Source organism: Streptomyces sp. NPDC025638 (assembly GCF_055558775.1).
Genome location: NZ_JBVHLX010000008.1, coordinates 297,572 through 318,768 on the forward strand (window position 1 = coordinate 297,572; position 21,197 = coordinate 318,768).

Sequence of the window (21,197 nt, forward strand, 5' to 3'; positions counted from 1 at the left end):
GGTGCGCCGGGGATGCCGCACCCCCTACCGAAGGGGACCGTGACATCGTACAGGTGTGTCTCAACGGGCGCCGGGAGGGCGCCGATGGCGCGTGTGTCCCTCTGTCACCGGCAGCGCTCGCACAGTCCGCGGCGCAGGCAGTCGCGGCCGGAGCCACAGACATTCATGTGCATCCGCGAACACCGTGCGGACGGGACAGTCTCTCCCCACGCATGGTCGCGGCAACCCTGGAGGCCGTACGGGCACGGGTGCCGGTGCCAATCGGAGTGACCACGGGTGCCTGGGCGGAGCCCGATCCGGCCACCCGCCTCAAGCAGGTACGCGGCTGGTCCGTACCGCTGCCCGACCACGCCTCGGTCAACTGGCATGAACCGGGCGCCGAAGAGATCGCCGAGCAGTTGATCGCCCTGGGCATCGGGGTGGAGGCGGGCATCTGGTCCGGCACGGACGGAGCGGCCCGCTTCGCCGCCTCGCCGCTCGGCCCGAAGGTGCTGCGGGTCCTCGCGGAGGTGACGGACACGGAGGCGGCCACGGCGGAGGCGTCCGCATGCGCGCTGTTGTCCGAGCTGGGCGACGCCCACGGCCGCCCCGTGCTGCTGCACGGCGAAGAGGGCGGCGCCTGGCCCGTACTGCGGCTGGCAGGGCGGCTCGGGCTGGCCACACGGATGGGCCTGGAGGACACGCTGCTCCTGCCGGACGGTCAACCAGCCATGTCCAACGCCCAGTTGGTGACTGAGGCGCTGGTCCAGTACCGGTCGCCGGCCGCGGGGCGGCGCGACTCTAGCAGCGGGTAAACCGGTCGCTCCATCCGTTTCCCGTCCGGACAGTGGGAGGCGATGAAACACGCCTGAGGAACCACGTCCGAGGAGTCCGACATGTCGACGCTGCGCGTCACCGCCGAAGTGCTGACCGTCCATGAGCATCCCAACGCCGATGCGCTCGAACTGGCCCAGGTGGGCCTGTACCGGGCGGTCGTGGCCAAGGGCGCGTATCGCACCGGTGAGGCCGCCGTCTACATCCCCGAGCAGTCCGTGCTCCCGGCCGGGCTGATCGAGGAGCTGGGGCTGACCGGACGGCTGGCGGGCGGCAACGCGGACCGGGTCAAGGCGGTGCGGCTGCGCGGGGAGCTGTCGCAGGGCATCGTGTGCCGGCCGAAGGCGCTCGCGGACGTCGACCTGGCGCGGGCCGCGGCCGACGGCACCGACTTCGCGGAAGCGCTCGGCATCACCAAGTGGGTGCCGCCGATCCCGCCGACCATGAACGGCGACGTCGAGTCCGCGCCGGATCTGCTGCCCTGGGTCGACATCGAGAACATCCAGCGCTACCCCGGGATATTCACCGCGGGCGAGGATGTGGTCCTGACCGAGAAGCTGCACGGTTCGGCGTGCCTGCTGACGTATGTCGCCGACGAGGGCCGGGTGTTCGCGTCCTCCAAGGGCTTCGGCGCCAAGTCCCTCGCGCTGAAAGAGGATCCGCGGAACCTGTACTGGCGGGCGATCCGGGGTCACGGGGTCGCCGAGGCGGCCGCGCGACTCGCGGAGCGGCTCGGGGCGCGGCGCGTCGGGATCTTCGGGGAGGTGTACGGAGCGGGGGTGCAGGACCTGACGTACGGGGCCGACGGGCGCCGGGAGACGCTCGGGTACGCGGTGTTCGACGTGTCCGCGGAGATCGACGGTGCCGTGCGCTGGCTGGACGCGGTGGAGTCGCTGGAGGGGGAACTGCCGCTGGTGCCACGGCTGTACGAGGGGCCGTACGACATCGATCGGGTGCTGGAGTTCGCCAGTGGGCGGGAGACCGTCTCCGGGCGTGGGCTCCACCTCCGGGAGGGTGTGGTCGTACGGACCGCCGTCGAGCGGTACAGCCCCGTGACCGGCGGCCGGGCGATCGCGAAGGCGGTCAGTCCGGCCTATCTGACCCGGAAGGGCGGGACCGAGTACGAGTGAGCCGCGCTGGGCGGGTCGCACAGTTGCACTGCGCTGTGGCTGGGCGGAGGTGGGTGCGCTCGCCCGCGCTTGCGGGGTTCCTCCCCCAAGCTCTCAACTACGTTCGAGCAGGGGACCCCCATCGCCCACCCGTGCCGCCTGGGGGTCCCCTCTGCTCGAAGAGCTTGGGGGAGGCACGACTGCCCGCAGCTTATGCAGGCGGGCTCAGCGGCGTTCCAGCAGCAGGCGTGAGCCTGGTCCCCGTTCGCCGAACGCGTCGTCGGGGTTGGACAGGACGCAGGTGTCGAGGGACAGACAGCCGCAGCCGATGCAGTCGGTGAGGTGGTCGCGGAGACGATTCAGCTGCTTGATGCGCTCGTCGAGCTCGGAGCGCCACGCCTCCGAGAGGCGCGCCCAGTCCTCACGGGTGGGCGTGCGTTCCTCGGGGAGCTCGGCGAGGGCCTCGCGGATCGTGGCGAGGGGGATGCCGACCCGCTGTGCGGCCCGCACGAAGGCGACGCGGCGCAGGGTGTCACGGGTGTAGCGGCGCTGGTTGCCGGTGGTGCGCCGGCTGCTGATCAGGCCCTTGGACTCGTAGAAATGCAGGGCGGAGACGGCGGCGCCGCTGCGCGCGGACAGCTGGCCGACGGTCAGCTCGTGGATCTTCTCGGGAATCTGGGGCACCTCTCAGAGCCTACCCACCGATCATCCGCGCCGTCCGTTGACATCGGTTCCGCCGCCGACCATGCTAAGCAGTTGCTTAGGGATTGTGATTCCGCGACGCGAGAGGCCGGGAACATGGCAGAACCGAGGATCTTCACCTCCCCCGACGAGCTGAAGGCGGCCGTGGGCGAGCAGCTGGGATACACCGACTGGCTGGAGGTCGACCAGAAGCGGATCGACCTCTTCGCGGAGGCCACCGGCGACCACCAGTGGATCCACGTCGACCCGGAGAAGGCGGCCGCGGGACCGTTCGGGACGACCATCGCGCACGGCTATCTGACCCTGTCGCTGCTGCCGCTGTTCGGACCGCAGCTGATCTCGGTCGAGGGCGTGAAGATGGGCGTCAACTACGGGACGAACAAGGTCCGCTTCCCCTCGCCCGTCCCGGTCGGCTCCCGGCTGCGCGCCACCGCGAAGATCACCGGCGTCGAGGACGTCACCGGCGGCGTCCAGGTGACCGTCGCCTTCAGCGTGGAACGCGAGGGCGGGGACAAGCCGGTCTGCGTCGCGGAGTCGGTCTCCCGCTACTACGTCTGACGCTCGGCATCCGGCCCTCGGCGCCCGACGGGCCGGGGCCTACTTCGCCCCGACCATCCGCAGGACGAGGTCGGCGTAGAGCGCGCCGACCTCCTCGGGTGTCCGGGGACCCTCCACGTTGAACCAGCGGGCCACGTCGATGCACAGCGACAGCACCGCGAGGGTGGTGCCGTGGAGGTCCAGCACATCGAACTCGCCGGCCTCGACACCCTCCTCGATGATGCCGCGCACCTCGGCGTCGACCTGGCGGCGCAGCGCGAGGATCTCGGCACGGGCGTCCGGCCCGAGCGCCTCCAGCTCGTACTGCACCACACGGGCGGTGGTGCGCCGCCCGGCGTGCCAGCGGACGAAGGAGCTCACGGCGTCGGCGAGCCGCTCCGTCGCGCTGCCCTCGCGCCGGGCCGCCGTACGGAGGATGTCCAGGGCCCTGTCATGGCCGATCCGGCTGATCCGGTGGAGCAGCTCCTCCTTGGTCTTGTAGTGGATGTAGAGCGCGGCCGGGCTCATGCCCGCGCGGCCCGCGATGTCGCGGGTCGTCGTCGCGTGGTAGCCCCGCTCGGCGAAGGCCTCCACGGCCGCGACGAGCAGGCGCCGGGCCGCCTCAGGGGTGACCTCTTCCCACGGCTCGACCTCGCCGCCGGTCGTCTCCTCGGCCGTACTCATCGCTCGTTCGCCCCTCTCGGTGACAGGAGCTACACCATACCGCCGAAGGTGAGCGGTCGCTTAGAGTGCCTGCTCAGATCTTCTCGAAGGGATCGTGGTCGGCGAGGAGCTTCTCCAGCCGTGCCTGGTCGACCCGGCTCACGATCTGGCCGGCCTCCTGACGGTCCCTGATCACCTTGGCCAGGGTGAAGGCAGGTCACCAGGTACAGGACCGCGATGGCCAGGAAGGCCCGGACCCAGGCGTCGGTGTCCAGCCGGTAGATGCCGATGGACGTGGCCGCCATGGCGATGGCGAAGGAGGCGACGGCCTGCCCGTAGAACGCGGCCGTACTCTGCTGCTTGACCGGTGTGTCACTCATGGGGACAGCCTCTTCGGGCGCGGCCCCCGGCACATCCGCCGACGTACTCAGAGCGGTACTCAGAACTAGAACGCCGAAACTCCCGTCAGCGCCCGCCCGATGAGCAGCTTCTGGATCTGGCTGGTGCCCTCGTAGAGGGTCATCACCCGGGCGTCGCGCAGCAGTTTGCCCGCCGGGTACTCGTCGATGTAGCCGTAGCCGCCGAAGACCTGCAAGGCGTTGTTCGCGGCGCGGACGGCCGCCTCGGAGGCGAAGAGCTTGGCCTTGGAGGACTCGACGGCGAAGGGCAGGCCACGGTCGATCAGATCGGCGACCCGCCAGGTCAGCAGCCGGGCCGCGTCCACGTCGACCGCGATGTCGCTGATCAGCTCCTGCACCAGCTGGTGACGGGCGATGGGCTTGCCGAACTGCTCGCGCTCACCGGCGTACCGCACGGCCGCGTCCAGGGCGGCCTGCGCTATGCCGACGCTGCCCGCGGCGACCGACATGCGGCCCTTGGCGAGCGCGGACATGGCGACCGTGAAGCCCTTGCCCTCCTCGCCCAGCATCGCCGAGGCCGGGACCCGTACGTCCTCAAGGACCAGTTCGGCGGTGGTCTGGCCGCGCAGGCCGAGCTTGCCGTGGATGGTGTGCCGGGTCAGGCCCGGGGTGTCGGTGGGCACGAGGAAGGCCGAGACGCCCTTGTGGCCGGGGGCGTCCGTGGAGCGGGCGAAGAGGAGCACGACATCGGCCCAGGTGCCGTTCGTGATGAACATCTTGGTGCCGTTGATGACATAGTCCTCGCCGTCGCGCACGGCCCGGGTGGACAGGTTGCCCGCGTCGGATCCGGTGCCCGGCTCGGTCAGCCCGAAGCAGCCGACGTACTCGCCGGACGTGAGGCCGGGCAGCCAGCGGCGCTTCTGCTCCTCGCTCCCCCAGGCCGCGACGGACTTCGCGACAAGGCCGAGGGAGACGGAAACGATCCCCCGGGCCGAGGAGTCGCCCCGCCCCAGCTCCTCCGTGACCAGGCAGTACGCGAGGTGGTCGCCGCCCGAGCCGCCGTACTCCTCGTCGACGGTCAGCCCGAGGAAGCCGACCTCGCCGAGCTTCTTCACGATGCCCCGGTCGACCTCCTCGGCCCGGTCCCAGGCCACCACATTGGGGACGATCTCCCGCTCGACGAAGTCCCGGGCGAGCTGCCGGACTGCGGTCTGCTCCTCGCTGAGCTCCAGGTTCACGACGAGATCACCCCACGGTTGACGGAAGGCACGACGGACCTTGAAAGCCGTACATTTAAATTAGCACTGCTAGTTTCAAGGTGCAGCCCTACTATGTGCGCCATGGCCCGACCGCGCAAGCCCCTCCTCAGCACCGACCGGATCATCGAGACGGCACGCGAGCTCGTGGACGCGGAGGGCCTGGCGGCCGTCTCCACGCGCCGGCTCGCCGCCGAGCTGGGGGTGAGCGGGCCCTCGCTCTACAACCACTTCCGCACCAAGGACGAGATCCTGGAGGCGGTCGCGGACTCGGTCAGCGCCCAGGTCGATCTGTCGATGTTCGAGGACGGCCGGGACTGGCGGACCGCGCTGCACGACTGGGCCGTCTCCTACCGGTCCGCCCTGCGCGACCACCCGCACATCGTCCCGGTCCTGGCCACCGGGCCCGGCCGCCGCCCCGCCGGGCTGCGGCTCGCCGACGCCGTCTACGGCGGGATGGTCGGCGCCGGCTGGCCGCCCGCGCAGGCCACGTCCATCGGCGCGCTGATGCGGTACTTCATCATGGGCTCCGCGCTCGGCTCGTTCGCCGGGGGCTTCGTGGACGACGAGAGCGCGTACGACCCCGCCGACTACCCGCACCTCGGGCAGGCCCACCTCCTCGCCGAGCAGCAGGAGAAGATCGACGAGCGCGCCTTCGAGACGGGTCTGACGGCGCTGCTGGACGGGCTGGCCCAGCAGTACGCGCAGGTCGGGCCGACCGCGTAACGACACTTCGGCAGCCACCGAAGTGTCGGTGCCGCATCCTGGGGTGCATGACCACCAAGGATCCGCAGGCCCGCGGACTCGCGGCGCTGGCCGCGCTGATCGCGGACGAGACGCGGGCCGCGTGTCTGCTGGCGCTGCTGGACGGGCGGGCCTGGACGGCCGGTGAGCTGGCCCGGCACGCGGGCGTCACCGCGTCCACGCTGAGCGAGCACCTGGGCAGGCTGGTCGCGGGCGGACTGCTCACCGAGGAGCGGCAGGGGCGGCACCGGTACGTACGGCTGGCCGACGCCCGGGCGGCACAGCTGATCGAGGACCTGGCCACGCATGTTGCGCCCGTGGCCCGGCGCCCGCGCACCCTGCGGGAGTCCACCGCGGGCTCCGCCATGGCGCGCGGCCGCACCTGCTACGACCACCTCGCCGGGCGGCTCGGCATCGCGCTCACGGACGCGCTGACCGGGCGCGGGCTGCTCAGCCAGGACACCGGGTTCGCGCTCACTCAGGCGGGCCTCGACTGGTTCGGTTCGGCCGGCATCACCCTCGACCGCGGCGGGCGCCGCCCCCTGGCCCGGGCCTGCCTCGACTGGACCGAACGCCGGCCCCACCTCGCGGGGGTCGCGGGCGCGGCGCTGTGCCGCCATGCCCTGGACACGGGGTGGTGCGTACGGATCGGCTCCGAGCGCGCGGTGAAGGTGACTCCGTCGGGGGAGCGGGCGCTGTCCGAGTTGCTCGGGATCGAGCGGGGGGCTTTGTGCTGAGTCCGGCTACGGGGGTCGGCCGACATGACTCCGCGCTCGATTGCCCGTCCGAAATTCGCGAGCCCCCGTCCCTCCCCCCTCCTAGCCTCTGGAGCATGATGAACGCCTCCGCACCCCGCCCCCAGTTGCTCGCCGCCGGTGCGGCCACCGTCAGCGTCGTGCTGTGGGCCTCCGCCTTCGTGTCGATCCGCAGTGCGGGGGACGCGTACTCGCCGGGCGCACTGGCGCTCGGACGGCTGCTGGCCGGGGCGCTGGCGCTCGGGGTGTTCTGTGTCGTACGGCGGGAAGGGTGGCCGCCGAGATCGGCGTGGCGTGGGATCGCGATATCCGGGCTGCTGTGGTTCGGCTTCTACATGGTCGTCCTGAACTGGGGCGAGCAGCAGGTAGACGCCGGCACCGCGGCCCTGGTGGTGAACGTCGGCCCGCTGCTCATCGCCCTGCTCGGCGCCCGGCTGCTCGGCGATCCGATGCCGCCGCGGCTGCTGGCGGGGATGGCCGTGTCGTTCGGCGGCGCGGTGACGGTGGGGCTGTCGATGTCGGGCGGGGACGGTTCCTCGCTGCTGGGCGTGGTGCTGTGCCTGCTCGCGGCGGTGGCGTACGCCGCCGGTGTGGTCGCCCAGAAGCCCGCCCTCGCCCGCGCGAGCGCGCTCCAGGTGACGGCCTTCGGGTGTCTGGTCGGAGCCGTGGTGTGTCTGCCGTTCGCAGGGCAGTTGGTGCACGAGGCCGCCCACGCACCGCTCTCCGCGACGCTCAACATGATGTATCTGGGCGTCTTTCCGACCGCGCTGGCCTTCACGACCTGGGCCTACGCCCTCGCCCGGACGACCGCGAGCCGGATGGGCGCGACCACGTACGCCGTTCCCGCGCTGGTCGTGCCGATGTCCTGGCTGGCGCTCGGCGAGGTGCCGGGGCTGCTCACCCTGGCGGGCGGTGTGCTGTGTCTGGCGGGTGTGGCGGTGTCGCGGTCCAGGCCGCGCGCCCGGACGTCCCGGACCGCGGCAGCGGAGCCGCGGCCCGAGAGCGTCTCCTGAGCGCCTCGTCGGAACACGAACGGCCGACCGCCTCGTCGGAGCACGAACAGCCGACCGCCGCGTCAGAACACGATCAGCGCCCGTCCGCCCTTTCCGGCCAGCATGTTCTCGAACGCGGCCGGGATTCCGTCGAGTCCGATCCGTTCCGTCACCAGCGTGCCCAGGTCCAGTCGGCCCGCCCGTACGTGCTCGGCGAGCACGGGGAGGTCCCGGGCCGGGTCGGAGTTGCCGTACACACAGCCGGACAGGGTCCGGCCCCAGTGGAAGATCTCCAGGGCGTTGAAGGTGACCTGCTGGTCCTTGCCGCCGATGCCGACCACGGTCGTCCGGCCGCCGCGGCGGGTGGCATCCCAGGCGGCCCGGATGCTGACCGCGCGGCCCACGCACTCCACGGCGACGTCGACGCCCTGCTTGCCGGTGAGGGCGCGGATCTCCCTGGGCGTGTTCTCGGAGGCGACGACGAAGTCGGTGGCGCCGGCCGCGCGGGCCAGTTCCTCCTTGGCCGGAGAGACGTCGACCGCGACGATCCGCGCGGCGCCCGCGATCCGGGCCGCCTGGAGGGTGGCGAGGCCGACTCCGCCCACGCCGAACACCGCGACCGTCTCACCCGGCCGAACCCGCGCCGAGTGGTGGACGGCGCCGTAGCCGGTGAGGACGGCGCAGCCGAGGAGGGCGGCGTCCGCGAGCGGCACGCCCTCCGGCAGGGGCAGCACGCAGGAGGCGGCGACCACCGTCTCCTCGGCGAACGCGGCGACGTTGAGGCCGGGATGGAGGTCGGTGCCGTCGACGGTGCGGGCGTAGACGTCGGCGGCGCCGTTGAGCGCGTTGCCGCACAGCCAGACCTCGCCGAGCGAGCAGGCGTGGCAACTGCCGCACGAGGGAGCCCAGTTCAGGACGACCTGGGAGCCTGGGGATACGTGAGCGACCCCTTCGCCCACGGCGACGACGGTGCCCGCGCCCTCGTGCCCGAGCACGGCCGGGACCGGCACCCGCATGGTGCCGTCGGACAGGGACAGGTCGGAGTGGCAGACACCGGCGGCGGCGAGGCGGACCCGGACCTGTCCGGGGCCCGGGTCGGGCAGTTCGACCTCGGTGATCTCCAGCGGGGCGCCGATGGCGGGCAGGACGGCGGCACGTACGGCCATGACTCGGAACTCCCTTAGAACTGGAGGGACTTGGTCTGGAGGTACTCGGCGAGTCCATGCGCGCCGAGTTCCCGGCCCACGCCGGACCGCTTGTAACCGCCGAAGGGGGCGGAGGGGTTGAAGCGGCCGCCGTTGATGTCGACCTGGCCGGTGTCCATGCGGAGGGCGAAGGCCACCGCCTCCGCCTCGTCGCCGGCCCAGACGGCGCCCGCGAGGCCGTAGACCGTGCCGTTGGCGATGCGCAGGGCGTCCTCCTCGTCCGCGTAGCGGAGGATCGTGAGGACCGGGCCGAAGATCTCCTCCTGCGCGATCGTCATCTCGGGGGTGACGTCCGCGAACACGGTGGGGCTGACGAAGTAACCGGTCCCGCGCGGGGATTCGGCGCCGCCCGCCACCAGACGCGCGCCCTCGGCGAGGCCCTGCTCGATGTAACCGCGCACCCGGGTCCGCTGCTTGGCGCTGACGACCGGGCCGATGCGGTCGCCGTACTTGGCGGCGGCCGCCGCGGCAAGCTCCACCGCCTCCTCGTACCGGTCGGTGTGCACCAGCATGCGGGTCCAGGCGCTGCACGTCTGGCCGGAGTTGGACATGACGTTGGCGACGCCGACGTTCACCGCCTTGGCGAGGTCGGCGCTGGGCAGGATGACGTTGGCGGACTTGCCGCCGAGTTCGAGGGCGACCTTCTTGACGGCGGCGCCCGCCACCGCGCCGATCTTCCGGCCGACCGCCGTGGAGCCGGTGAAGGAGACCAGGTCGACGTCCGGGTGCTCGGCGAGGGCCTGTCCGGCGACCGGACCGAGGCCGGTGACCAGGTTGAACACGCCCGCGGGTACGCCCGCTTCATGAACCGCCTCCGCGAAGAGCTGGGCGGTGAGCGGGGTGTCCTCGGCCGGCTTCAGCACGATGGTGCAGCCCGCGGCGAGAGCCGGGGCGACCTTGGCGACGATCTGGTGGAGGGGGTAGTTCCAGGGGGTGATCGCGCCGACCACGCCCACGGGTTCGTGGTGGACGGTCGAGTTGCCGACCCTCTCCTCGAAGGCGTGCGTCGCGGCGAGTTCGGCGTAGGAGCCCGCGACCGCGATCGGCACGCCCGCGTGGACCGTCTGCGAGAACGGGAGCGGTGCGCCCAGCTCCGCGGTGACCGTCTCGGCGATCTCGTCCTTGCGGGCCACGAGCAGGTCCCGCAGGGCGGTCAGCCGTGCGGCCCGCTCGGCCGGCGGGGTCGCGGCCCAGGCCGGGAGGGCGGCGCGGGCGGCCCGTACGGCGGTGTCGACGTCCTCGGCGGTACCGGCCGGGACCCGGCCGATGACCTGCTCGTCGACCGGGTTCACGACCTCGATCACGTCCCGGCCGGCGGCGGGGCGCCAGGCGCCGTCGATGTACAGGCCGTCGTGTGACTTCATGCTGCTTCCTCCCGGCGGGGCTGCGTCGTCCGACCCACAAACTAGCGATGTTAGTTTTCCAGCGCCAGACGTGACCGGACGCTCCGGGATATCAGAAGTCGACCCGAGCCCCTTCGTCCACCCGGCCCACCGACTCCTGACCGAAAGCCTTCTCGTAGGCCCGCCGGATCTCCTCGATGCTCCGGTCGTTCGCGTCGGCCCGCCCCACCGGATACAGCAGGACCAGTTCGTACGACCGCTCGCGCTCGATCGTGCCGTGCGCGTCCCGCCACTGCCCGCGCACGTCCCGCACGGTGAGCCCGTCCGGGAAGTCCGGGGTGACCTCCTTGTCCACGAAGGCCATGAACTGCCGGTCGGTGACGGCCGGGCCGCCGTCCGGGCGCGCGGTGCCGAACAGGAGCCGGGTCTCGATGTACGGCTTTCCGCGCGCCGGAGCGTGGGCATCGGCGCCGGCGAGGGTGGCGTGGGCGGTCGGGGCGGCGGCCAGCAGGAGACCGGCCGTGGTGAGGGCGGCCCGGGTGGGGGTGAGTCGCTTGCGCATGCCCCATCCCTAGTGGGCCCACTCCTCCAGGTCGGGCAGCCGCGCCGGGGACGGGCAGATGCGTTCGCCGTGCTGGTCGAAGACGAAGAGATGGGCGATGTCGACGAGGAGCGGGACCTGCATGCCGTGGCGGAGCCGGATGTCGGGGGTGGTGCGCACGACCAGGTCGCCGGGCTGCCGGCCCTCCGCAGGCACCGGTCCGGGCTCGGCGTCCGCCGGGTCCTCCAGGACCACCACCGGCCCGGCGCGCAGCGCGCCGGCCCGCTCCCTGAGCCGCTCCAGAACCGTCGGACCCTCACGACGGCGGCGCCGCGAGGGGCGGACGGCCGGGCGCGGGGCCTCCAACTCCGGTACGACGGCCGGGCGGGAACCGGTGTTGAAGTGGACGAGGACCTCGTGCCCCTGGAACTCCACGTGCTCCACCAGCCCGCTGATGGGCACCTCGCCGGGCCGGGCGGAGGCGGGCTTGGCGATGCGGACGGCCTCCGAACGCAGACCCACGATCACCTCGCGGCCCTGCTGCACCCGCAGCAACCGGTGGTCCGTGCTGAGCGGTTCGGGCAGCCGCAGGGCCTGCTTACCGAGGCTGATCGTCATCGCCCCGTCCAGCGGCGCACGGACGAGTCCCCGCAGCAGATTGATGCGCGGGATGCCGATGAAGGCGGCGACGAAGACATTGCGCGGGAGCGCGTACACCGTGCGGGGTTCGCCGACCTGCTGAAGCACTCCGCCGCGCAGTACGGCGACCCGGTCGCCGAGCGACATGGCCTCGGCCTGGTCATGGGTGACGTACACCGTGGTGACCCCCAACTCGCGGGTGAGCTGGGAGATTTCGGCCCTCAGATGGTTGCGGAGCTTGGCGTCGATGTTGGACAGCGGCTCGTCCATCAGGAAGGCGGAGGGATGGCGGGCGATGGCCCGGCCCATGGCGACCCGCTGGCGTTCGCCGCCGGAAAGCTGGCTGGGATAGCGGTCGAGGAGGTCCTCGATGCCGAGCAGCCGGGCGGTGGCGTCCACCCGGGGGCGCGGGTCCGCGCCGGGGGCCTCGATGCGCAGCGGGAAGCCGATGTTGTCCCGGCCGGTCATGCTGGGGTAGAGGGCGAAGTTCTGGAAGACCATCGCGATGTCCCGGGCGGACGGCTGCAGATCGTTGGCGTACTCGCCGTCCAGCAGCAGTTCGCCCTCGTCCATCTCCTCCAGTCCGGCGATCATGCGCAGGACGGTGGACTTGCCGCAGCCGGAGGGTCCGAGCAGGACGAGGAACTCCCCCGGCGCGATGTCCAGCGACAGCCGGTCCACGACGCGGACGCCTCGCGTGTAGGACTTGCTCACGTCGTGCAGGGAGATGGCGCGTGTCATGGCTGCTGCCCCCGGGGGCTGTCCAGAGCGCTGGTGCCGGTGCTCCGTGGTGGAAGGCCTCGCGCGGGTCGAACGGGGCCTGTGAGTCACGGAAGTTAACGGAATGTGTGCGGCCGGGGGAAGACACGCGCCCGAATACCCGGATTACGCCAGGTGGGGAGGGAAACGGACGGCGTGATTCAGCGGGTGCCGGGCGTCGTGTGCGGCTCGCGGGTGCGGCGCCGGAGCCTGAACCAGGCCGCCCCGCCGACCGCGGCCAGCCCCACGGCGGCGGAACCCGCGACCGGGCTGAAGGGGTTGTCGCGGGCCGGTCCGGAGCCGTCGGCGGGCGAGCCGCCCTTCGGACCGCCGTTACCGCCCCCCGGCCCGCCGCCCGGCCCGCCGCTGCCATCACCCGGTGTGCCGCTCGGGCTGCTGCTGGGAGCGCCGCCGGGCGCGTTCGGGCAGTCGGCCTTGAAGACCTTGCGCCCGCCCGCACCCTTGCCCTGGGCGACGGTCCAGGTCAGCTTGTACTGCGCGGCGGGCAGCAGCAGATTGTCGGAGGTTCCGGCACCGTCGACGAGCGCCAGGGAACTGGAGAGGGTGACGGCCCCCCGCCTCGCGGGCTGCGGCTCGATCGTCCAGTCGATCCCCTCGGCCTCGTCGAAGTCGACCGCGTCGAGGTAGAGGCTGCAGGCCTTCGGGCCGTCGAGGTACGTGGCGACGGCCGTGCCCAGCACATGGATCTCGACGTCCCCGTCGTCACCGGGAGCGGCGTCGGCCGGCGCGCCGAGGAGGACGGTTCCCGCGACGGTGAGCGCCGTCCATGCGGCCGCTCTGCTGGGCAGGGACGAAGTCGACATGGCCGGCCCTCCGTCAGATGCTTTTCATACGCCTCTCATCATCTGACTCACTTTCACATCCGCCCCGCGCCACACGGGAACGGCGCCGCGCGCCCCCTCGGACATCACCCCGCCGGCTCAAAGACGTCGGGTCACGACGTCGCGGTGAGTTCGACCGGCACTCCGTTGAGGACCGCGTTGCCCGACAGCGGATCCAGCAGGCTGCCGTCGAGAAGCTGGTTGACGTTGACTCCGGGTGCCAGGACCGCGTGGTTCATCCGGGTGCCGGGGCGGTCGTGGCCCCAGCCGTGCGGCAGGCTCACCACGCCGGGCCGGACGCCGTCGGTGACCTCGGCGGGGGCCACCACTTCTCCCCCGGCCCCCTTCACCCGTACGTCCGCCCCGTCGCGCACTCCCAGGCGGTCCGCGTCCTCGGGGTGGATGTGCAGGGTGCAGCGGTTGGTGCCGCCGGTGAGGGCGGGCACGTTGTGCATCCAGCTGTTGTTGGAGCGCAGATGGCGGCGGCCGACGAGGACGAGCCCGTCGGGGCGCTGGGCCAGCGCCTCCCGCAGCCGGGGAAGGTCGTCCGCGATCGGCTGCGGAAGCAGCTCCACCTTGCCGCTCCTGGTCTTCAGCGGCTGCGGCAGCCGCGGGCCCAGCGGGCCGAGGTCGATGCCGTGCGGGTGGTCCAGCAGCTGTTGCAGGGTCAGCCCGTCGGGCCGTACGCCGAAGCCGTCGCCGTAGGGGCCGAGGCGCAGCATCATGTCGAGCCGGCGCTCGGGACCGGTCTCGCCGGTGAGCTGCGCGGCCAGCTCCTTCGGGTCCCGGCCGTGCACGGGAGAGTGCTCCTCGCGCACCGCCTTGCCGAGGGTCTGGTCGATCACCATCGTGTCGACGGCGGACGGGTCGGCACCGTGCATGCCACTTGCCGCCAGGATCAGCCGGGCCAGGATCTCGGACTCGGCCATCCGGCCGGGCTCCAGCGGGACGGCGGGGCGGGTGTAGCGGACCTGGTTGCGCACGGCGAGGGTGTTGAAGGCGAAGTCGTGGTGCGGGCTCTGCGAGGGCGGCGGCGGGGGCAGCACGACGTGGGCGTGGCGCGAGGTCTCGTTCAGATACGGGTCGACGCTGACCATGAAGTCGAGGGAGTCCAGGGCCTTGTCGAGCCGGTTGCCGTCCGGGGCGGAGAGCACGGGGTTGGCGGCGATGGAGATGAGGGCGCGGACCGGCTCGCCCTCCTCGGTGGCGGTGTCGATCTCCTCGGCGAGCGCGGAGAGCGGCAGTTCGCCCTTCGCCTCGGGGTGCCGGCGCACCCGGGAGTGCCAGCGGCCGAGGGCGAAGCCGTGGCCGGGTCCGGCGGGCCGGGGGGTCTTGTCGGTGGCGGCCTGCGGGAAGAGGGCGCCGCCGGGCCGGTCGAGGTTGCCGGTGAGGATGTTGAGGACGTCGACGAGCCAGCTGGCGAGGGTGCCGTGCGGGACCGTGCAGCTGCCTATACGGGCGTACACGGCGGCGGTGGGGGCGGCGGCGAGTTCACGGGCGAGGGCGCGGATCGTGTCCGCGTCGACGCCACAGGCCTCCGCCGCGGCCTGCGGGGTGAAGTCCCGCATCACGTCCCGGAGTTCGTCCAGCCCTTGCACATGCGGGGCGAGCTCGCCGAGCTCGACGAGTCCTTCCTCGAAGAGCACGTGCGCCATCGCCGCGAGCAGCAGCGCGTCGGTGCCGGGGCGGATCGCGAGGTGCCGGTCGGCGAGTTTGGCGGTGCGGGTGCGGCGCGGGTCGATGACGGTGAGGGTGCCGCCGCGGGCCCTGAGCGCCTTGAGCTTGCCGGGGAAGTCGGGGGCGGTGCACAGACTCCCGTTGGACTCCAGGGGGTTGGCGCCGATGAGGAGCAGATGGTCGGTGTGGTCCAGGTCGGGCACGGGGATGGCGTTGGCGTCGCCGTACAGGAGCCCGCTGGAGACGTGCTTGGGCATCTGGTCGACCGTGGAGGCGGTGAACAGGCTGCGGGTGCGCAGGGCGCCGAGCAGGACCGTCGGGTAGAGGGCGCCGGCCATGGTGTGCACATTGGGGTTGCCCAGGACGATGCCGACCGCGTCGGGCCCGTACCGCTCGACGACCGGCCGCAGGCCCGCGGCCACCGCGTCGAAGGCCTCCTCCCAGGTGGCCTCGCGCAGTTCGCCGTCCTTGCGGACGAGGGGTGCGCGCAGCCGGTCCGGGTCGCCGTCGACGGCACCGAAGGAGGCGCCCTTGGGGCAGATGAACCCCTTGCTGAAGACGTCGTCGCGGTCGCCGCGGGCGCCGGTGACTCGGGTGCCCTCGATGGTGAGGGTCAGCCCGCAGGTGGCCTCGCACAGGGGGCAGATTCGCAGGGCGGTGCGGGACACGGGTCCTCCCGGGTGGCGGCGGCGCGGCTGCGGTGGCGCACGGACAGGCCGAGCATACCGACCGGTATGCCCAATGGGGAGGCCTCTCGGGAATGGGTCCGGAAAGGGACGGTTCAGTCCAGCATGCGCGCCAGGTAGGCCCGCAGCAGCTCCCGGGTCTCCGCGATGATCGCCTCGTCGCCCTGCGGATCCACCCGGAAGGCGAGGTGGACCAGCGTGTCGGCGGTCTCCACGGCGATCAGGAAAGTGCGGCGCAGATCGTCGTCGGGGGTGCGGCCGAGGTAGCCGGAGAGCAACTCGGTGAGGCGGTCGGCGACACGGTGGTTGGGCTCGGCGTGCCGGGCCCCGACCGGGATCTGGTTGCCGAAGTCGACGAGGGAGAAGCCGGGTGCGGTGCGCTTCATGGCCAGGTACTCGTCGAGCACGGCGTCCATGGCCGCCCGCCAGTCACCGCTCCCCCCGTCCCCGAGCCGCTCGGTGACGCGCTCGGTGTACCGCTCCAGGTTGCGCTGGGCGAGCGCGTCGACCATCTGCCGTTTGTTGCCGAAGAAGCGGTAGACCGAGCCGATGGGCACACCGGCGCGCAGCGCCACGGCCCGGGTGCTCAGGGCGTCGTAGCCGACCTCGTCGAGGAGGTCGGCGCAGGCGTCGAGGATCCTGGTCAGCCGTTCGGCACTGCGCCGCTGGACGGGCGCTCGGCGAAGCGATGTCGCATGGGGCACGGGCTTCATGATGCCTTTCCGCCGGGGTCCGGTGAACCTCGCCCCTGAGTACGGAGGAAGGTGGCCGTTGCACTCATCGCGCCGGCGTGCCCGTCGCACCGCTCGCGGTCGGCGTCGCTTCCGTCTCCTTCGCCTTCGCTGTCCCCGCCTCCGCCCCCGACGCCGTGATGTCGGCCGTGCTCTCCACCGGCTTTCCGCGCACGGCCCACACCGTGCCGTCGTCCGCGTACAGGCGGGCCGTGACGTGATGGGTGCCGTGCGGGACGAGACGGGGGGCGAGGCGGTACTCGGGAGCGCGCAGCCGGGTGACCAGGCCGCCGTCCACGAAGAGGTACGCGAGGCCGCGTCCGGCCGTCGGCTCGGCCTGCGCGCCGGCCGGTGAGAAGCGGAAGTTGCGGACGGTCAGCCGGACGTCCCAGTTGCCGGCGGCGTCGGGGGCCACCTCGACGTCGACGTCGGGCGCCCCTTTCTTGTCGACCTCGCGATAGTGCCGCCCTTGGCCGTCCGTCGCGTCGAGGACTCGGCCCACCGGCGAGGGCGACCCCCCGTCCTTGCCTTCGTGCGCCTCGCCCGTTCCGCAACCCGCCGTTGCGACCAGCAGCAGGACGCAGACCGCGAGGGCGGCCCGAAATCCACGCGTCCATGACATGGCGGGGAGACTAGAACACCGTTCGGGCCACCGGATCCCCCTGAGGTCTGGTTCCGGTCGGTCCCGGGGTGGAGGACCAAGACCCTCTTGCGCCGACGAAACCGCAATCCTACGGTGTTACATAGGAATCGGGTTCGCAAGGGAGCGATCATGAGCGGGGACGCACGGAAGACCGCCGAAGGACTGGTTTATCTCTCCGGATTCGGCAACGAGCACGCCTCGGAGGCGGTGCCGGGCGCCCTGCCGGAGGGCCGCAACTCGCCCCAGCGGGCACCGCTCGGGCTGTACGCGGAACAGCTCAGCGGTACGGCCTTCACCGAGCCCAGGGCGTACAACCGCCGCTCCTGGCTGTACCGCATCCACCCCTCGGCCGCGCACCCCGCGTTCACCCGCACCGACAACGGCGCGCTCCGCACGGGCCCCTTCGCCGAGACCGAGCCGGACCCGAACCGCCTGCGCTGGAACCCGCTGCCCGAGCCGCCGGCCGGGACGGACTTCCTCGCGGGCTTGTGGACCCTGGGCGGCAACGGCGACGCGACCCAGCGCGCCGGCATGGCCGTGCACCTGTTCCACGCCAACGCCTCGATGGAGCGCGTCTTCAGCAACGCCGACGGGGAGTTGCTGATCGTCCCGGAGCGCGGCGGGCTGCTGCTGCACACGGAGTTCGGGCTGCTGCATGCGGAGCCGGGCCATGTGGCACTGATCCCGCGCGGGGTGCGCTTCCGGGTGGAGCTGCTTGACGCCTCCGCCCGGGGCTATGTGTGCGAGAACTACGGCGCGGCCTTCCGGCTGCCCGACCTCGGCCCGATCGGCGCCAACGGGCTCGCCAACGCCCGGGACTTCAGGGCGCCGGTGGCCGCCTACGAGGACGTCGAGGGCCCGGTGGAGGTGGTGAACAAGTTCTGCGGCAACCTCTGGACGGCCACGTACGACCACTCGCCGCTCGACGTGGTCGCCTGGCACGGGAACTATGTCCCGTACGTGTATGACCTGCGCCGTTTCAATGTGATCGGCACGATCTCGTACGACCACCCCGACCCGTCCATCTTCACGGTCCTCACCTCCCCGTCCGACACCCCGGGCCTGGCCGGCGTCGACTTCGTGGTCTTCGCGCCGCGCTGGCTGGTGGGCGAGGACACGTTCCGGCCGCCGTACTTCCACCGGAACGTGATGAGCGAGTACATGGGGCTCATCGAGGGCGCGTACGACGCGAAGGCGGAGGGCTTCGTACCGGGCGGGGGTTCGCTGCACAACATGATGTCGGCGCACGGACCGGACCGGGAGACCTTCGACCGGGCGAGCGCGGCCGAGCTGCGGCCGCAGAAGGTCGACGACGGGCTCGCGTTCATGTTCGAGACGCGCTGGCCGGTGACGCTCACGCCCCACGCGACCCGGGCGGACCACCTCCAGCAGCGGTACGACGACGTGTGGCAGGGCCTTGAGCGGCACTTCCGCCCCTTGCACTGAAGATTCACTCCAGGTACGGATGACCCCGTGACCTCCTTCGCTCCGGACTCGATCGTCCTGAACCGCAAGCTACCGCTCTGGTATCAGGTGTCGCAGTCGCTGCGCGCCTCGATACTCGGCCGCTCGCCCCGGGACCCGCTGCGCCTGCCCACGGAGGAGCAGCTGGCGGAGCACTACGGCGTCAGTGTGCTGACCATGCGGCAGGCGCTGAAGGAGCTGGAGGACGAGGGGCTGATCAGCCGGCACCGGCGGCGCGGCACGTTCATCGAGCCCGGTGTCCAGCGGGGCGCACCCGTGCGTCTGCTGGGCTCGGTGGACGCGATCGTCGCCCAGCAGTCCGGTATGACGACCGAGCTGCTGGACCACGGAACGGGGCCCGTGCCGACCGAACTCGCCGAGTACTTCCCGGATCTGGCCGAGGTGGCGTCGTACCACCGGCTGCGCAGCGACGAGAAGACCGGCGAGCCGACCAACCACGCGCGCAACCACATCCGTCCCGAACTGGCCGCGCGCATCGACCTGGACGACCTGGTCCGCTGGCCGATGACCAAGGTGCTGCGGGATGTCGTCGGGGCGGACATCAGCCGCATCACGGACACGGTCGAGGCCCGCCTGGCCGACCCGGACACCGCGCGGCTGCTCCAAGTCCCGCTGCTCAGCCCGATCCTGCACTACACGGGTGTGACGTACGACGCCGACGGCCGTGTCCTCGACGTGGCGGTGATCCACTACCGGGGGGACCGCTTCTCCTTCACGGTGACCTTGGACGCCACCTGACCCGCCCCGGACCGGCAGGTCGTACGATGCCCAGCGTGACGCGCGACGACGCTCCGCTGCTCGCGGACCTCATGCCGTGGTCCGTCGCACCCCTGCGGCCGGGCCGCGCCTGGCCGACGGCGCCCGACGCGGCCTGTCTGAAGGCCCGCTGGGACGCCCTGCTCAAGGCCGACGGCCCCGACCGGGAGGCCCTGTTCGAGCCCACGCGCTCGCGCACGCTGCACTCGGCGGTGAGTCAGCTGCCGGGACAGTCCAGCGGCACGGAGAAGCTGGTGCGCGCGTCCGGGCCGTGCCCGGAGCCGGTGCGTGTCCTGGCGGCCCCCTTCGACGAGCAGTGGCTGATCCCGGACCACCGACTGCTGGACACGGCCCGCCCGGAGCTGTGGCGGGTGGCGGACGAGCACCAGGTGTTCGCCGTGGAGTCGCCCGCCGACACCCCGGGCCCGCCGCTGCTGGCGACGTCGCTGCTGCCCGTCCTGCGCCCCGGCCGCATCCGCCCGCTGTACCGCCGCCCCGGCGGCACGGAACCCAATCTGGCGCCGGGCCTGCTGGAGCACCTGAATTCCCGGCTGGACCTGTCCCCCACTCCACTGGACGTCCTCGCGTGGGTCATGGCGACGGTACGCCCGGACCTCACGGTGCCCCTCACCGAGGACGCCGAACTCTGGTCGCGGGGCGTGGAGTCGGGCCGCCGGCTGCTCTGGCTGATGCGGCGGGACGGCGAGCGCCCCAAACTCCCCGGCGGCCGCCGCCCGTACGTCCGCGCACCGCTCCCCTCCCTCCCCCTCACCCTGCACTACGACCGCGACGAGGAGACCCTCCACCTCGACGAGGGCCGTATCTCCCCCGTGCCGCCCGAGGCCTGGGACTTCGAGGTGGCCGGGGTCCGGGTCCTGGAGCAGTGGTTCACGACCCGCACCACGCCTCCCGAGCCGGGCACCCTGACCGCGATCCGCCCGACGACCTGGCCGCAGCCGTGGACGTCGGAACTGCTGGAGCTCATCACGGTCCTGGCACTACTGGCGGAACACCACTCCCCACAGGCCGAGCAGTTGCGCATCACGGCCCCGCTCACAGCCACGTCGTTGCACAAGGCCGGCATACTCCCGCCCCCGGAGCCCTCCCGCAGACCCGCCTCGGTCCTGGACCACCACGAGGAGGGCCCGGAGGGCCAGTTCACGCTGCTCTAGCGCTCGCGGAGAGCCGCCTGCAGCGGCGCGATGTCCTCGGCGTCCTTCGTGCGGCGGGGCCGGGTGGAGTCCCGGGCGGGCCTGATGCGCTTGCTCTCGGTCTGGCCCCGAGGGGCGACGATCGGCACGTCCGGACCCCCTGTGCGGCCGGGCGCGGCATCGAGCATGCCGGTCGGCCATGGCCTACCGGCCGAGGGACACCCGCGACCACGACCCGGCCGTCCCCGGCACGGCCCTGCCCGGATTGTCCGGGCAGGGCGCAACAGCCGCTTCCGCACGATGCCGGTGAGCCGGGCGGCCGTGCCGCTCGGGCAGGCGGTGGCGGACCTGGTCGTGACGGCGGTGGGGACCGTGCCGCTGCTGGTGGGGCTCGCGGTGGGCCGGCGGGTCGAGGGGCCCGCGGCCGGGGCGGTGGGCGCGGTGGGCCTGCTGCTGTTCTTCCGGTTCGCCTGCACGAGCATCGGGATCTTCCTCGGACTGCTCACCCGCAGCGAGGACGCCGCAGGCCGGCTCGGCGCCTCGTCCTTCGTGCTGCCACTGCTGTCCAACGCCTACATCCCCACCGGCAATCTGCCGGGCCGGCTGCGCACGCTCGCCGAGTGGAACCCGATCAGCGCGGTCACCACGGCCCTGCGGGACCTCTTCGGCAACGCGCCCGTCCCGGACGGCGCCGCCTGGCCAGTGGCCCACCCGGTCGCCGGGTCGCTCGCCCGGTGCGACGTGCTGACCGCGGTCTTCCTGCCGCTCGCGGTCCGCCGCTACACGCACGGCGGACACTGAGCACCAGG

At 72.2% G+C, this 21,197-nt stretch carries 21 protein-coding genes and 2 pseudogenes; 10 read left to right on the plus strand and 13 right to left on the minus strand.

Annotated features, from left to right (window positions below; genetic code table 11):
• Positions 1-44 precede the first annotated feature (44 nt).
• Both ACZ4EG_RS22550 and ACZ4EG_RS22555 read left to right on the plus strand, forming a co-directional pair.
• A complete protein-coding gene (locus ACZ4EG_RS22550; protein WP_467791881.1) occupies positions 45-794 on the plus strand; it encodes a 3-keto-5-aminohexanoate cleavage protein in 750 nt (249 codons plus the stop codon).
• Between the two features lie 81 nt (positions 795-875).
• Complete coding sequence (locus tag ACZ4EG_RS22555; RefSeq protein ID WP_467791820.1) at positions 876-1,943, plus strand: RNA ligase (ATP); 1,068 nt, start codon at positions 876-878, stop codon at positions 1,941-1,943.
• A 204-nt stretch (positions 1,944-2,147) separates the two neighbouring features.
• Here ACZ4EG_RS22555 and soxR read toward each other — a convergent pair whose 3' ends face one another.
• Entirely contained in the window at positions 2,148-2,606 is a 459-nt protein-coding gene (gene soxR, locus ACZ4EG_RS22560; RefSeq protein WP_363296631.1) for a redox-sensitive transcriptional activator SoxR, read from the minus strand.
• 114 nt (positions 2,607-2,720) lie between these two features.
• Here soxR and ACZ4EG_RS22565 point away from each other — a divergent pair, with 114 nt between their 5' ends.
• Positions 2,721-3,182: a MaoC family dehydratase gene (locus ACZ4EG_RS22565; protein ID WP_453549897.1), complete on the plus strand. Its 462-nt coding sequence runs from the start codon at positions 2,721-2,723 to the stop codon at positions 3,180-3,182.
• A 39-nt stretch (positions 3,183-3,221) separates the two neighbouring features.
• Here ACZ4EG_RS22565 and ACZ4EG_RS22570 read toward each other — a convergent pair whose 3' ends face one another.
• From ACZ4EG_RS22570 to ACZ4EG_RS22580, 3 genes and pseudogenes are all read right to left on the minus strand, one after another.
• Positions 3,222-3,845 (minus strand): TetR/AcrR family transcriptional regulator, encoded by a 624-nt coding sequence (locus ACZ4EG_RS22570; protein WP_390712259.1) that lies wholly within the window; start codon positions 3,843-3,845, stop codon positions 3,222-3,224.
• 73 nt (positions 3,846-3,918) lie between these two features.
• Positions 3,919-4,204, minus strand: a pseudogene (locus ACZ4EG_RS22575) (YiaA/YiaB family inner membrane protein).
• Positions 4,205-4,269: 65 nt separating this feature from the next.
• Positions 4,270-5,421, minus strand: coding sequence for an acyl-CoA dehydrogenase family protein (locus tag ACZ4EG_RS22580; protein ID WP_467791821.1), 1,152 nt, complete (start codon positions 5,419-5,421; stop codon positions 4,270-4,272).
• A 102-nt stretch (positions 5,422-5,523) separates the two neighbouring features.
• Between ACZ4EG_RS22580 and ACZ4EG_RS22585 the strand changes: the two genes are divergently transcribed.
• The 3 genes from ACZ4EG_RS22585 (at position 5,524) to ACZ4EG_RS22595 (ending at position 7,951) form a co-directional block, all read left to right on the plus strand.
• Complete coding sequence (locus tag ACZ4EG_RS22585; RefSeq protein ID WP_390712257.1) at positions 5,524-6,165, plus strand: TetR/AcrR family transcriptional regulator; 642 nt, start codon at positions 5,524-5,526, stop codon at positions 6,163-6,165.
• Positions 6,166-6,212: 47 nt separating this feature from the next.
• Positions 6,213-6,920: an ArsR/SmtB family transcription factor gene (locus tag ACZ4EG_RS22590; RefSeq protein WP_453549904.1), complete on the plus strand. Its 708-nt coding sequence runs from the start codon at positions 6,213-6,215 to the stop codon at positions 6,918-6,920.
• A gap of 95 nt (positions 6,921-7,015) precedes the next feature.
• Positions 7,016-7,951: a DMT family transporter gene (locus tag ACZ4EG_RS22595; RefSeq protein WP_467791822.1), complete on the plus strand. Its 936-nt coding sequence runs from the start codon at positions 7,016-7,018 to the stop codon at positions 7,949-7,951.
• A 62-nt stretch (positions 7,952-8,013) separates the two neighbouring features.
• On the opposite strand, the gene ACZ4EG_RS22600 is transcribed toward ACZ4EG_RS22595, so the two are convergent.
• From ACZ4EG_RS22600 to ACZ4EG_RS22635, 8 genes are all read right to left on the minus strand, one after another.
• The gene (locus ACZ4EG_RS22600; RefSeq protein ID WP_453549909.1) at positions 8,014-9,096 is read right to left on the minus strand and encodes a zinc-binding dehydrogenase; all 1,083 of its coding nucleotides are present in this window, start codon (positions 9,094-9,096) and stop codon (positions 8,014-8,016) included.
• A 14-nt stretch (positions 9,097-9,110) separates the two neighbouring features.
• Positions 9,111-10,499, minus strand: a complete 1,389-nt coding sequence (locus ACZ4EG_RS22605; RefSeq protein ID WP_467791823.1) for an aldehyde dehydrogenase family protein — start codon at positions 10,497-10,499, stop codon at positions 9,111-9,113.
• A 91-nt stretch (positions 10,500-10,590) separates the two neighbouring features.
• Positions 10,591-11,040: a DUF3574 domain-containing protein gene (locus tag ACZ4EG_RS22610; RefSeq protein WP_467791824.1), complete on the minus strand. Its 450-nt coding sequence runs from the start codon at positions 11,038-11,040 to the stop codon at positions 10,591-10,593.
• 9 nt (positions 11,041-11,049) lie between these two features.
• Positions 11,050-12,399: an ABC transporter ATP-binding protein gene (locus ACZ4EG_RS22615; RefSeq protein WP_453549918.1), complete on the minus strand. Its 1,350-nt coding sequence runs from the start codon at positions 12,397-12,399 to the stop codon at positions 11,050-11,052.
• A gap of 179 nt (positions 12,400-12,578) precedes the next feature.
• The gene (locus ACZ4EG_RS22620) at positions 12,579-13,241 is read right to left on the minus strand and encodes a hypothetical protein (protein ID WP_467791825.1); all 663 of its coding nucleotides are present in this window, start codon (positions 13,239-13,241) and stop codon (positions 12,579-12,581) included.
• 131 nt (positions 13,242-13,372) lie between these two features.
• A complete protein-coding gene (locus ACZ4EG_RS22625) occupies positions 13,373-15,604 on the minus strand; it encodes a molybdopterin oxidoreductase family protein (protein WP_467791826.1) in 2,232 nt (743 codons plus the stop codon).
• 113 nt (positions 15,605-15,717) lie between these two features.
• Positions 15,718-16,335: a TetR/AcrR family transcriptional regulator gene (locus tag ACZ4EG_RS22630; protein WP_453549925.1), complete on the minus strand. Its 618-nt coding sequence runs from the start codon at positions 16,333-16,335 to the stop codon at positions 15,718-15,720.
• 64 nt (positions 16,336-16,399) lie between these two features.
• Positions 16,400-16,975 carry a hypothetical protein gene (locus ACZ4EG_RS22635; RefSeq protein ID WP_467791827.1) on the minus strand — a complete coding sequence of 192 codons (576 nt, stop codon included), beginning with the start codon at positions 16,973-16,975 and terminating at the stop codon, positions 16,400-16,402.
• 150 nt (positions 16,976-17,125) lie between these two features.
• On the opposite strand from ACZ4EG_RS22635, the gene hmgA reads away from it, so the two are divergent.
• From hmgA to ACZ4EG_RS22650, 3 genes are read left to right on the plus strand one after another with little or no spacing between them, the layout of a single operon-like run.
• Positions 17,126-18,442, plus strand: coding sequence for a homogentisate 1,2-dioxygenase (gene hmgA, locus ACZ4EG_RS22640; protein ID WP_467791828.1), 1,317 nt, complete (start codon positions 17,126-17,128; stop codon positions 18,440-18,442).
• Between the two features lie 27 nt (positions 18,443-18,469).
• Positions 18,470-19,219: a GntR family transcriptional regulator gene (locus ACZ4EG_RS22645; protein WP_467791829.1), complete on the plus strand. Its 750-nt coding sequence runs from the start codon at positions 18,470-18,472 to the stop codon at positions 19,217-19,219.
• Positions 19,220-19,245: 26 nt separating this feature from the next.
• Positions 19,246-20,409 (plus strand): type ISP restriction/modification enzyme, encoded by a 1,164-nt coding sequence (locus ACZ4EG_RS22650; protein WP_467791830.1) that lies wholly within the window; start codon positions 19,246-19,248, stop codon positions 20,407-20,409.
• Here ACZ4EG_RS22650 and ACZ4EG_RS22655 read toward each other — a convergent pair.
• Entirely contained in the window at positions 20,406-20,537 is a 132-nt protein-coding gene (locus ACZ4EG_RS22655) for a hypothetical protein (RefSeq protein ID WP_467791831.1), read from the minus strand. The two genes, ACZ4EG_RS22650 and ACZ4EG_RS22655, sit on opposite strands and share 4 nt — an antisense overlap.
• 133 nt (positions 20,538-20,670) lie before the next feature.
• On the opposite strand from ACZ4EG_RS22655, the pseudogene ACZ4EG_RS22660 reads away from it, so the two are divergent.
• Positions 20,671-21,189: pseudogene (locus ACZ4EG_RS22660) on the plus strand (ABC transporter permease); the annotation flags it as partial.
• Positions 21,190-21,197: the final 8 nt, after the last annotated feature.

Excerpts from the sequence above, each read along its gene's own strand:
- ACZ4EG_RS22555 (WP_467791820.1), top strand. The coding sequence starts at position 876 with ATGTCGACGCTGCGCGTCACCGCCGAAGTGCTGACCGTCCATGAGCAT.
- ACZ4EG_RS22565 (WP_453549897.1), top strand. The coding sequence starts at position 2,721 with ATGGCAGAACCGAGGATCTTCACCTCCCCCGACGAGCTGAAGGCGGCC.
- ACZ4EG_RS22570 (WP_390712259.1), bottom strand. The coding sequence starts at position 3,845 with ATGAGTACGGCCGAGGAGACGACCGGCGGCGAGGTCGAGCCGTGGGAA.
- ACZ4EG_RS22585 (WP_390712257.1), top strand. The coding sequence starts at position 5,524 with ATGGCCCGACCGCGCAAGCCCCTCCTCAGCACCGACCGGATCATCGAG.
- ACZ4EG_RS22590 (WP_453549904.1), top strand. The coding sequence starts at position 6,213 with ATGACCACCAAGGATCCGCAGGCCCGCGGACTCGCGGCGCTGGCCGCG.
- ACZ4EG_RS22595 (WP_467791822.1), top strand. The coding sequence starts at position 7,016 with ATGATGAACGCCTCCGCACCCCGCCCCCAGTTGCTCGCCGCCGGTGCG.
- ACZ4EG_RS22600 (WP_453549909.1), bottom strand. The coding sequence starts at position 9,096 with ATGGCCGTACGTGCCGCCGTCCTGCCCGCCATCGGCGCCCCGCTGGAG.
- ACZ4EG_RS22605 (WP_467791823.1), bottom strand. The coding sequence starts at position 10,499 with ATGAAGTCACACGACGGCCTGTACATCGACGGCGCCTGGCGCCCCGCC.
- ACZ4EG_RS22610 (WP_467791824.1), bottom strand. The coding sequence starts at position 11,040 with ATGCGCAAGCGACTCACCCCCACCCGGGCCGCCCTCACCACGGCCGGT.
- ACZ4EG_RS22615 (WP_453549918.1), bottom strand. The coding sequence starts at position 12,399 with ATGACACGCGCCATCTCCCTGCACGACGTGAGCAAGTCCTACACGCGA.
- ACZ4EG_RS22620 (WP_467791825.1), bottom strand. The coding sequence starts at position 13,241 with ATGTCGACTTCGTCCCTGCCCAGCAGAGCGGCCGCATGGACGGCGCTC.
- ACZ4EG_RS22630 (WP_453549925.1), bottom strand. The coding sequence starts at position 16,335 with ATGAAGCCCGTGCCCCATGCGACATCGCTTCGCCGAGCGCCCGTCCAG.
- ACZ4EG_RS22635 (WP_467791827.1), bottom strand. The coding sequence starts at position 16,975 with ATGTCATGGACGCGTGGATTTCGGGCCGCCCTCGCGGTCTGCGTCCTG.
- hmgA (WP_467791828.1), top strand. The coding sequence starts at position 17,126 with ATGAGCGGGGACGCACGGAAGACCGCCGAAGGACTGGTTTATCTCTCC.
- ACZ4EG_RS22650 (WP_467791830.1), top strand. The coding sequence starts at position 19,246 with ATGCCCAGCGTGACGCGCGACGACGCTCCGCTGCTCGCGGACCTCATG.